General features: G+C 45.4%; 10 protein-coding genes and 1 pseudogene. All 11 read left to right on the forward strand.

Translation table 11 applies throughout. The features are described 5' to 3' along the window. The 11 genes and pseudogenes from X919_RS0111985 to X919_RS0112035 all read left to right on the forward strand — a co-directional run bounded on the left by X919_RS0111985 (position 1) and on the right by X919_RS0112035 (position 10,961). Positions 1-2,727: a hypothetical protein gene (locus X919_RS0111985; protein ID WP_028900315.1), complete on the forward strand. Its 2,727-nt coding sequence runs from the start codon at positions 1-3 to the stop codon at positions 2,725-2,727. After that, entirely contained in the window at positions 2,720-3,511 is a 792-nt protein-coding gene (locus X919_RS0111990; protein ID WP_028900316.1) for a hypothetical protein, read from the forward strand. Before X919_RS0111985 ends, X919_RS0111990 begins: the two co-directional genes overlap by 8 nt. Continuing rightward, on the forward strand, positions 3,512-5,065 hold the full coding sequence (locus X919_RS0111995) for a hypothetical protein (protein WP_028900317.1): 1,554 nt from the start codon (positions 3,512-3,514) through the stop codon (positions 5,063-5,065). Between the two features lie 22 nt (positions 5,066-5,087). Next, the gene (locus tag X919_RS0112000; protein ID WP_028900318.1) at positions 5,088-5,336 is read left to right on the forward strand and encodes a hypothetical protein; all 249 of its coding nucleotides are present in this window, start codon (positions 5,088-5,090) and stop codon (positions 5,334-5,336) included. A gap of 28 nt (positions 5,337-5,364) precedes the next feature. Next, the gene (locus tag X919_RS0112005) at positions 5,365-6,654 is read left to right on the forward strand and encodes a hypothetical protein (RefSeq protein ID WP_028900319.1); all 1,290 of its coding nucleotides are present in this window, start codon (positions 5,365-5,367) and stop codon (positions 6,652-6,654) included. A 313-nt stretch (positions 6,655-6,967) separates the two neighbouring features. Continuing rightward, positions 6,968-7,210, forward strand: a complete 243-nt coding sequence (locus X919_RS0112010; RefSeq protein WP_028900320.1) for a hypothetical protein — start codon at positions 6,968-6,970, stop codon at positions 7,208-7,210. Positions 7,211-7,286: 76 nt separating this feature from the next. Further along, entirely contained in the window at positions 7,287-8,120 is an 834-nt protein-coding gene (locus tag X919_RS0112015; protein ID WP_028900321.1) for a DNA adenine methylase, read from the forward strand. Positions 8,121-8,377: 257 nt separating this feature from the next. Further along, complete coding sequence (locus tag X919_RS16690) at positions 8,378-8,530, forward strand: hypothetical protein (protein WP_155949724.1); 153 nt, start codon at positions 8,378-8,380, stop codon at positions 8,528-8,530. Continuing rightward, positions 8,508-8,954 (forward strand): hypothetical protein, encoded by a 447-nt coding sequence (locus X919_RS16695; protein ID WP_155949725.1) that lies wholly within the window; start codon positions 8,508-8,510, stop codon positions 8,952-8,954. Before X919_RS16690 ends, X919_RS16695 begins: the two co-directional genes overlap by 23 nt. 289 nt (positions 8,955-9,243) lie before the next feature. Continuing rightward, positions 9,244-9,714 (forward strand): annotated as a pseudogene (locus tag X919_RS16700) (RHS repeat domain-containing protein); the annotation flags it as partial. A gap of 719 nt (positions 9,715-10,433) precedes the next feature. Next, positions 10,434-10,961, forward strand: coding sequence for a hypothetical protein (locus X919_RS0112035; protein WP_155949726.1), 528 nt, complete (start codon positions 10,434-10,436; stop codon positions 10,959-10,961). The last annotated feature ends 346 nt before the right edge of the window (positions 10,962-11,307 follow it).

An 11,307-nucleotide genomic window follows, 5' to 3' on the forward strand; every position in this document is an offset into this window, starting at 1 on the left:
ATGTATTTACACGGACATTATTACAACGAGCAGAACGAGCGCATTGAGGTGCACATCGTGACGCATGGCGACAAGACCGACAATCAAGAAATCAGTGCGGACACGGGCGACATTCAATGGACGGATGATCCCGTGGAGATTGAAAGCCAAGTGAGCGACACCTTTGATGTGCTGCTGCCCCAGCAGGCTACCATCCGCCTGCAGGTGCGCAACTTTGTCGCAGACCTCTTCTGCGCCGACCTACGCGAGGCGGTAGTGAATATCTATCGCGAGGGCGAATGTCTCTTCGCCGGGTTCTTGGAACCGCAGAGCTATTCACAAGGTTACAGCGAGGAGTTCGACGAGATTGAACTGAGCTGCATCGATGTACTGACGGCATTGAAGAGCTTCAAATACGGCGATGTGGGTAGCATAGGTCGACTATATCATGAGGTGAAGGCCAATGCTCGGCAACGCAGTTTTCAAGAGATAATCACGGAGATGCTGACAAGTCTCACAAGCCATATCGATATTCTTGGCGGGCACAGCATGAGCCTTTACTATGATGGTAGCAAGGCCATTGACAACCAAACAGACAGCCGCTATCGTATCTTTTCGCAGCTATCTATCAACGAACTGCTGTTCCTAAGCGACGAAGAAGACAATGTGTGGACGCAGGAAGAAGTGCTCACCGAACTCTTAAAATATCTTGATGTGCATGTGGTGCAGGTGGGCTTTACCTTCTATATCTTTTCATGGGAGAGTGTAAAACGTGCAGCATCTATCACCTGGCAGAATCTTTTAACGGGGCAAAATAGCGAAACGCCCTATCGAAAGATGGATATTCGGACCGGCGATGTCATCGGAGACGATACGACGATGAGCATTGGCGAGGTGTACAACCAGCTGCTGCTCACCTGCAAGGTCGAGAAAATGGAGCAGCTCATTGAGAGCCCTTTGGAGGACAGCGCATTGCGGAGCGATTTTCCAGCCAAACAAAAATACATGAATGAGTTTATCAGCTGGGGCACAGGCAAGCGAGCTATAGAGGGCTTCCGCGATTTGGTATTTAACAGCACTACGGCCTATGATGCTGCCAGCATCGTCGACTGGTATGTGTGGGTGAAGCGACATCCTAATTGGACGTTCCTGATGCACGACAATAGTCCGCATGCCGGCATGAGCCTTTCGGACTATTTCGGGCAGACGGGACGTAACCAGCAGGCTTACCTGCAGTGGCTTGGTGGTCATCTTGGGGCAGCGTTGGTGGCTTATGGTAAGGTTACGACGGAGATGGCGCGAGGCGATAACAGTCCCATAGCGAAGATTGACATGGATAACTATTTAGTCTTGTCGGTCAATGGCAACGGGAAGGATGATGCACAAGCCACCTATCCCCAAGATACTGACTTGCGGGCAGCTATCCCCTATGCTATATACGAGGGCAAGAAAGCTGGTGGAGTGTTCTCACCAGTCGATGAGCAGACGACCAACTATATTGTGCTGTCGGGGAAAATGATTTTAAACCCCATCATAGCACAGACCGCTGCTTTTCGCGATTTAAGGACGAAAGAGTGGACTGCCAAGAATATTTTTTCCGGAAAGCCCATTGAAGAGGGAAAAGCCTGTGTGTACGGTAATGTGGTGAAAGATAAGAACGGCAGCGAAAAATACTACACGTGTAAGTATTGGAAGCAGACCGACTCCAACCCCAAACAGAACGAGGAACCACAGTGGGACGAAGATGGCGACGGTGGCTGGTATCCTTTTACCAGCACCGCCCCCGAGAGTTATGAATACAATTACAGTGCTGTGGGTGACGGGACCGACAAAATCAGCAAGGTAGGCCTTGTGGCCTGCATGCTCATCATCGGCGATAAATGTGTCGTGGAGAAAGGCAGCGGCTCGCAGATTGAAGATTTTGAGTGGCGTAAATACAAGGAACGCTCTGCATGCAGCAGCGATGATGAATACTATCAGCAGTCGTTCACCATCGGTTTCGACCCAAAGATTGGCGATAAGCTCATCGGCCGCGAATACAGCCTGCAGAACAACATCAGCTGGAAGCGCGGCATTGATACTGAGGGTATGGCTATCCCCATTCGCAAGCGCGACCATGTGAGCGGTGCCGTAAGGTTCGTTATCCTTGGACCGGTCAATGTGTTGTGGGGCGACATTACGCGCCGCCATCCCACCTTCTTCCGGCATACGAAATGGACCGAGCATACCGTACCCCTGTTGGCACACGTGAGCAGCATTCAAATCAAACAATTCGAAGTGAAGCTCCACAGCGACAACGGCCTCATAGAGCATTTGGGTGACGAACACGACATTATTTATATGAGCGATGCAAAGACCTCATTCTGCAACAAGAAGGATGATTTGGAGTTTAAAATCACTTCGGCACTGACCTATGACGAGAGCGTGCTGTTGGGCATTGTCAATACGCCTTGCCTCTCAACACCTGTCAATATGGCCTCGGGTGATGGTGTGCTGCAGGTCTGCAACACGCTGACAGGCCAACAGGCCAAGGCAGAGCAGCTCTATGTCGATGCCTATTACCGAGAATACCATGCGCCACGTGTGGTGTTGAAGCAGACTTTTGCCGACAGGGCAAACGGTATCGTTGACCTTTTCACCCACTATCGCCAGGCATTCATGGACAAAACATTCTTTGTGCAGGCCATCAACAGAAACCTGACGGAGGGAAGTGCAGAACTAACATTAAAGGAGATAAACAATGATTGACATTAAAATGATGGCCCGCAAAAGGGTCGCGAATGGGACTGGCGCAGCAATAGCAACAACAGGCGCAAGTGTTACCTACCCACAGAACGTGGATGAAGCCCGGCATGTACAGCAGGCCGACAAGGCTACTTTCGCCGAACAAGCCAACAAAGCCTTGGAAGCCAACGTGGCGGCACGTGCCAACTATGCCAACAAGGCGCAGGAGTTAGCCGAAGATAGCACCACCTTCAGCCAGTTTCTGCGTAAGGATAAGGCCGACACGGCACAAAAGCTCATTACTTTCCTTGAAGGCATCGGTCTGAAAGACGGCCACGGCATCACAGCCGAAGGCATGGCCACACTGCTGGAGGCGGTCAGTGCCAACTTCAACGAAGCCGAACAGCGGGGCTTTGCTATCCATCGACGAGCAGATGGCAAGTATCAACTCTCGCTCACCGACATTATCGTTTGGGGCAAAGCCATTTTCAACGAGTTGGAACTGCGCCGTCTCTCTTACGTGGGCGGCAACATGGTGTTCTCGGCCTGTGGGTCGAAGGTTACAAAAGTCGAGGATAAGGGCAGCACATGGCGATGCTATTTCCGCCAAGACGACGGCACCACGCAAACGCAAAACCTGTGGCAGACGGACGACTTAGCACGCGCTGAAACCTTTAATCTGAAAGGGAAGGCCAACCGTCACTACTGGCGCAGGGTAACCAGCGTGGGCCAAGACTGGATAGAACTAAGCAAAACCGACTGCGAGCAGGGCAGCGATGCGCCGCAGGTTGATGACGCGCTGGTGTAGATGGGTAATAAGACAAAGCCCGAACGGCAGGGGCTCATTATGCTGCGCACCACGGGCGAGCAGGCCTTTATCATCTACAGCGGCATCAACGGCTACACCCTCGAGGGCAAAGCCGTGGCCCTGCTTTCGCCTTCAAAGGTAGAAATCTCGGCCAATATCTTCCGCCTGCTGGCCACTTCGGGCGAGGTTATCGACCTGAAAGGGCATGATGGCAAGAGCAGTTACACATTCGTACGCTATTCAAACGATGGTGGAAAGACTTTCACCAAGGCCATTCCGCTGAAAGCCACGGGCGAACTCTTTGCAGGCCGTAACATCTTTGCCCTCAATGCAGGCTTGACAGCCGAGGCTGGTGCAGTGCTCGATAGCAGCATTCTTGGCGTGAGGTGCACAAAAACAAAGAGCCTTAACCGCGTGGGGCAGCTGTTCAAGCGGTTTGCAAGCAACCTACCACGCGGTCAATTCCGCATCAGTGGGCGCATGAAAACGGATGGCACCACATTCAGTGTGAATGTGAATATGGGTGGTGTTAATGCGGGCGATGTGACGGCCACCCCCAACTGGCAGCCGTTTAGCTTGCTTGTCAATAATCCAGGCTACAGCGATGCCCCCAATTATTGCTTTGTGGACTTCCGATATGGCATGTCGCAGTCTGCCGCCGCACCGCTCAATCTCTACGTCGCCGACCTGATCATCACACAGGGCAGCGAAGCTTACGACTACGCGCCAGCACCCGAAGACCAGCAATTTGGCCTTACATCAGGTCAATACCTCGGCATAGCTTCATGGGATAAGCCCTATCCACCACTTCGTCCCGAAGCCTATCAATGGAGCAAACTCACCGACGAAGAGGCTGCAAAGAAAGCGCAAGAGGCCATCAAGGCGGCCGAAACGGCCAATAGCGCAGCCACCAATGCTGCGACAAAAGCCAATGATGCTGCCAAGCGAGCAGGCGAGGTTGAACTGAAGATGCAGCAGGGCGAGTTCGTCGTTCGTGCCGATAAAACGCGTTTTCAAAACAACAAGAAGCAGGACGTGGCCGTGTTCAATGCCGATGGAACTGTTAATGTCGAGATGCTTGATGCAAAAGAAATCGTCACGCGCGGTATTCAGGCACAAACTATTGATGCAAAGAATGCCACGTTTGAGAATATGAATGTAAGTGGAGATATGAATGTAAAGCGGTTTTACCTGCAAGCCTCAAGCCCTAATATAGCAACGCCGTGTGGTTCGTTCATTACTGGATTTGGGGATTTTATATTGCCATCATTGGAACCTCGACAATTTATGCACATCACGATTTTTAATATTATAGAAACACGAGTCGTTACGTATATATCTATAAAAGTAAGTGGTGCGTCAGATTATATACGCTATGAGTCGGACGGGATAATAGCCCCGCGTGGTGATGAATTTAAACCATCAGGCGTTTGGTGTGAAATGATTGGTGTTGGGCGTGGAGATCCCGAGAGAAAATTTACAATATGGACTATAAAGGGGGAGAACAAACCCCTAACACTATATAAAAATGGTATTTGTGTAAACAATCACTAACTTCAATTTAACAAATAAGATTATGAACAGATTTTTCAACTTTCTCAAAACGTCAAATCGCCATAAGCACTTGCTCGGCGGCGTGGTGATTGGTGTGCTCGCCAACACACCCTATTGCGCAGCCTATGCAGGGGTTGGTGTGGCCTGTGCCTTAGAACTAAAAGACAAGCTATGGGGCGGCAAACCTGACATTGTAGATTTGGCAATGACCATTATAGGCGTGGCGTTGGGCTATGGCTTGCGTATGGCATTGATAACAGCATTAAAATGAGAATTAACAACCATTCAAAATAACAATTATGGAAGAATTAAAAATTGGAACGCCCGAGCAAACAGTGCTGGGCGAAGTGAGAATTAATGAGAAAAGCGATTTCCCCCTTGCCGTGCGCCTGATGCACGATGGGCAGGAACAGCCATGGCCGCAGGTCGATTTCAAACTCAAAGCCACCGTTGAGGGCTGCCTCAATGTGTATCGGGCACAGCGCGTGGGCAACGTGTTTACCCACTGCCGCGTCGACGAGGGTCGCCTGTTAGTCTTCTTCGACAATCACGGGCTGCACGATGGATTCCTGAAAATAGAAATCACCTTTAGCTATCCCGATAGCGATTACACCACCGATGGCCTGCGGCAGGAAACCTTTTCGACCACATCCAATATTCGCTTGGTCAAAGACACGGGCGACGCCTTATCGCTGAAACTACCCGAGCCAAAGGTAGTGGAAAAAGTGGTGGAGAAGATAGTGCATGAAAGTGGTTATCAAGGTGAAGCCAATCTCATATTGAAGAAAGCTATCGACGTGTCACCTGACGTCGCTTCGATTTCACTTGTAGACGGAAGCACCATGGAAGGAATGTTGGCACTCTATGCCCTTGCAAAGATAAAAGAGGAGGGTACGAACACCGCCGACCCAACCACACTAATGCAATCGTTGGACGACAAGGTATGCATGGCCATCGCCAATCCGCCGCAGTCGGACGTTGAGCAGCTCGGTTATGTGGAACTTGGAAAGGCTTATTGTGCCAACAGCAACTGGCCCATGAAAGATATTCACTCCATGTTTAGCTATTTCCGAGGCGCTCAATTAGTCCTCACTTTGTCGGGCGAATGCAGTATGTCTAACTTCCTGATGGCTGCAAATATCGGTCAGTTGCATATTCATCTTACCCGCTATTTTCAGTTGCCGTCATACTTCCACTATCAGAGCCACGAGGAGTGGGTGCAAGCACGCAACGCAATAGGCTCGCCAGCCGATTGGATTTTCGGTTCGCTCGGTTATGAGGCGAAAATCGAAATGCTCCATCTTAGCTGGGATAGCGAGGTAAACGAAGAAGCACTGACGCTATTGGCCGGCATTCCGTGGTCGATGGTTATGGGGATAGCACTTCAGTTACCCGACAACTTGCCTCCCGATTTTCCTCAATGGCTGTTAGAAGCATTGAAACCAAAAACAGAAGAGGGCAAAAACTTAATTGGAGATGCACAAATTCCTATTCAGAAGGATAACGGAACGAGTGCTGCCCCATCTCAAATGCCCGCTGAATTCACAGCATTGTCTGCCGAATTCTTAGCCAAGGGATATAGCATTTAAAACGCAAACTATAAAGATGCGAAGAAAAACCTTGCCACTTAGGCATCGTAAGTGGCCCACTTTTGAAGCGTAAGTGGGCTACTTTTGGTGCCTAAGCGTAGCACCTTCTCAAACCCCTTTGTACAAAGGGATTGCAAAGGGGGCAAAAATGACAATAAAAAATCAAAAAGCCCCCAGCCGGTTAATAGTCATCTCACCTACATATTAACGCAATACGAAGTACCGCACGACTGGGGGCAAAAGCCTTTAATCACGGCACTTCGTATTTATTTTATGTAAGTGAGATGATGCAAAAGTACTAAAAATTAGGATAATGAAAGTAATAGAAGTATTGGAATTTAACCGGGAGTTGATAAAAAAGCTCCGCAAAGCAAGCATTCGATTGGAAGATGCCGACTATATTGATTTATACACAGAATACAAGCAGCTGACGGCACGGGGCGAGAAAGTGTCCTATGCCGTGGCCCACCTTGCCGAAGAATATGCCGTCAGCGAACGGAAGGTCTATAGTCTCATCAAAAGGTTCCGAGCTGACTGCAACCCGTGTGCAGTGTGAAAGCCTACTCTGCCCGCGGCTGTACGCAGCAAACAGCTTACCTTTGCTGCCACAATCAACCACTAAAATAAAACGTATGAGCAAATGCTATCTTTCGGCACCCCTCCCTTTTCAGGGACAAAAGCGCATGTTCGCGCGTGAATTTAAAAACGTGTTAAAGCAATTTCCCGACACTGCCACCTTTGTAGATCTCTTCGGTGGCAGCGGGTTATTGTCGCATATCGCCAAGCATGAAAAACCTAATGCTACTGTGGTTTACAATGATTTCGATGGCTATCGCGACCGACTTGCGCATATCCCGCAAACCAACAAGCTGCTCGCCCAGCTGCGCCTCATTCTTAACGACTATTCACGTGGCAAAGCCATTATTGGAGAGCATCGACAGCGCGTGTTGCAATGCATCGAAGAGCACCAGGTGCGCTATGGCTACGTTGATTACGTCACGCTTTCCTCCTCCATTATGTTCGCCATGCACTACAAGCAAAGTCTCAATGAAATGCGTCGAGAAACGCTCTACAACCGCATCCGGCAAACTGATTATCCGCTCTGCAATGACTATCTCGAAGGACTAACCATTGTGTCGGCCGATTACAAACAAATCTTCCATCAATATAAAGATGTGCCTGGTGTAGTCTTCCTCGTCGATCCGCCCTATCTGAGTACCGACTGCAAGACCTATAAAATGTCTTGGAACCTCGCCGACTACCTCGATGTGCTGCACGTCCTCCATGGCCACCGCTTCATCTACTTCACCTTCAACAAGTCCTCCATCCTTGAACTATGCGACTGGATGGGCAAGAACCGCAACCTCGGCAACCCGTTCGAAGGCTGCACCAAAGCCACATTCAATGCCCACGCCAACTTCAACGCCACCTATACCGATATGATGCTCTGCAAGAATGATGTTTAAATAGCATTTGAACAACGAACAAATACCATAATAAGCAAGATTATTGGGCAAGGAAAGGTACAGCCCGAAAGAAACTGAATGAGAATATAAGATTTGAGCTCGGTGTATAGACAAAGCCGACCCGGTACGATGTACAGATCGGCTTTATAATTGTTGTGTGTGCGCCTCTATTTTAGCACATTTCGTTTTGCACAAAAAAATCACATTTCGTTTTGCAAAAGCGATACATTTCGTTTTGCCGGATTAATAATGGAGATATGGATCATAGATCTTTAGCAAAACAAGATAAAAAACATGTGGGTGTCTCTAATTATAATCAAGTAAAAAGAGAATTAATAAAGAGATATCCGTCCACAAAGAAAGAATTTGATAAAGAGCAAAGAAAATATGAAAGGGAATTTGGTAAATAGCAAGTGGTTTCTATCGATTATAGTGTCATCTTTATTGATGCCACTATCTTCATGTAGTGAGAGGAGGGAAAGTTTATCCTCTAATACACGTCAATCTTTCGATATAACATATTCAAAAAAGGAAATAGTAATAGAATCATCAACAAAGACAGGGAAGGACCATTTTTTTAAAAAAGATGGTGAATACTTTAGCTCGTCTGATTCCATATTATTTTTATCGGTAGTTAGAGATACTATATTAAATGCAACAAGTAGTGGAATAGACTATAAAACAATAATAAAGAAAGAAGGGAATGGGCAATTTACGACTTCTAATTATTTAGTAAGTAATACCGGATGTCTCTTTTTCTTGATTTCATATAGTTATGATTCTGATTATCATATTTCAAAAATAGTAAAATGTGCTAATGTGGTATATCAGTAATATTTTGACAATTATAAATTTGAAACGAAAGATAGTTTCGTTGGGTAGCCTATATATAATCGATTTGAACTTACCCATACAAGGGTATGCTCCAGCACCCATATAAGGGTAACGGGCAATACCCTTATAAGGGTGTTCCTCATTACCCATATAAGGGTATTAAAAGCCGTAAGCAATAAACAGGAAAGAACGACGTTACATAAGTGATAACCATAAACAATAAGAAGTTATGATTGAATTTGAAGTCAAATCAAAAAAGAAGTATATATCGTTGAACATAAGAGACAGCCCCAGGCGCATCCCGTATGCAGGCAATGAGGCTGATGGTGTAACCATAGACTATAAGGCAAAATATAGTCAAGAACTGCAATCCATTAAGGACAACTACAAGGCGTTTGACTTGCCTTATAATGGTAAGGATAATGACGACTACGAGAAGATGCAGTTCTACTACCATCCTGACCATTTGGGTAGCAGTAGTTACATCACCAACTTGGACGGCGAAGTATCACAGCACATCGAGTATGTACCGTTCGGTGAGGTGTTCATAGAAGAACGCAACAACACTTGGAATACGCCTTATCTCTTTAATGCGAAGGAATTTGATGAGGAAACAGGTAGGTACTACTATGGTGCAAGGTACTATGAGCCGAGGCTGAGTTTGTGGATGAGTACGGATCCAATGCAGGAAAAGTATCCGAATATAACTTCTTATTGTTACACCTTTGACAATCCCATCAAGTATATTGATCCACAAGGGCTTGAGAACGTTGTCGTCGTTGGGAATCAAGGAAACTCTCCTAAAAGTGACAGAACTTGTATTTTAAGAATTGATAAACGACATTTTTTGGAAGCTGGATTAAATGAGGCTATAAAATTAAAATCGCAGCCTTTAAATTTGAACGAACCTACAACTATGATTGTTTATCATGGAAATTATTCTAACGAAGAATTGAAGTATTATGAATCAAGGGCAAAAAAAGAAGGAATTCGATTCTTAATAGCAAATAATGCCGATGAAATAATAAACTATATCAACAATGGTGATATGAGAAATTTTATTTCAAGCGGTAAGAGAATCTCCGAAAAAGAAAAAATAACAGATTTCTCTTATATTGGGCATGGGTGGACAGGAGCCTTACTTACTGGATACAATGCAATAGAAGAAGGTTCAGACTTTGATGCTTTGTATACGAGAAAATTACAAACCTCTGCTTTTAGTGTCAATTGTAATGTATACCTAAATGCATGTGGAAGTGGTTTTGATGTTATGGATGACTTCGTTAATAGAATAGTAGGAGGAACTGTTGTAGGATATCGTGTTACAGTGATATGGGGGGAGAAAGGGATAGGTCGTAGTAGACCATATGAAAAATGGTATTATCCTCCTGGTGATCCAAGAAGAAGTTCTTCAAGTAGAATGACAGTTCCTGTCAATCAAAGGACTCGTATAGAAAAAGGTAAAAGAAAGAAATAAATATGCGCACATATATAACATTGATATTATGTATTTTATTGGTATCATGTACACATTTTAGTAATAAAGAAGAAGCTGTACATAAGGAAGATATGATTTATGTTTTTCGAATTACATATGGTGAATATGTTTATGATACAGTCAGTGCAATCACATTAGAGCATGGGGAAGTATATTATTATCCAAACGATAGTTTGCTAATGGATTATAAAATAATATCTGACAAGACTCGGATTAAAATAGATGATTCTAAGTTAGCTGATCTCCTTAAGTCTTTAATGAATAAAGATTTAGAGAGTTTAAGTAAAATAGAGGACTGTAAATGTTCTGGTATAACAAAAAACGAATATGTGATAAGGATAAAAAGTAATGCAGAAGTTATGGAGTTTGTCTTCCCAGAATTGTTGAGATGTGATGAACAGTCACCCTTGGCTTTTTTGGGGTGGTTGCGATCTGTTTTTACAAAATTTCGCCAGACAGATATATCAGATAGTACTCCAAAACGGGAGTTAGGTAATACTTCAGATTAGGGAATGTTGAAATAATTGCCTAATTATTAATAAATTCTTCAAACATTAGATATAAAGGCAGGGATAGATTCTCTGCCTTTTGCTATATTTGTAACTCCAAAACAAAGAAAAATGAATAAAATAAAAAGAGAAGAAAGAGAGAACTTACACACTTTTTTAGACACTACCTAAGGATGTTCATCATTACCCTTATATGGGTATTAAAAGCCGTGAGCAATAAACAGGAAAGAACGACGTTACATAAGTGATAACCATAAACAATAAGAAGTTATGATAGAATTTGAAGTAAAATCAAAAAAGCAGTATATATCGGTGAACATAAGAGAAAGACCCAGACGCATCCCGT

This window comes from Prevotella sp. HJM029, from assembly GCF_000599605.1.
GTDB lineage: Bacteria > Bacteroidota > Bacteroidia > Bacteroidales > Bacteroidaceae > Prevotella.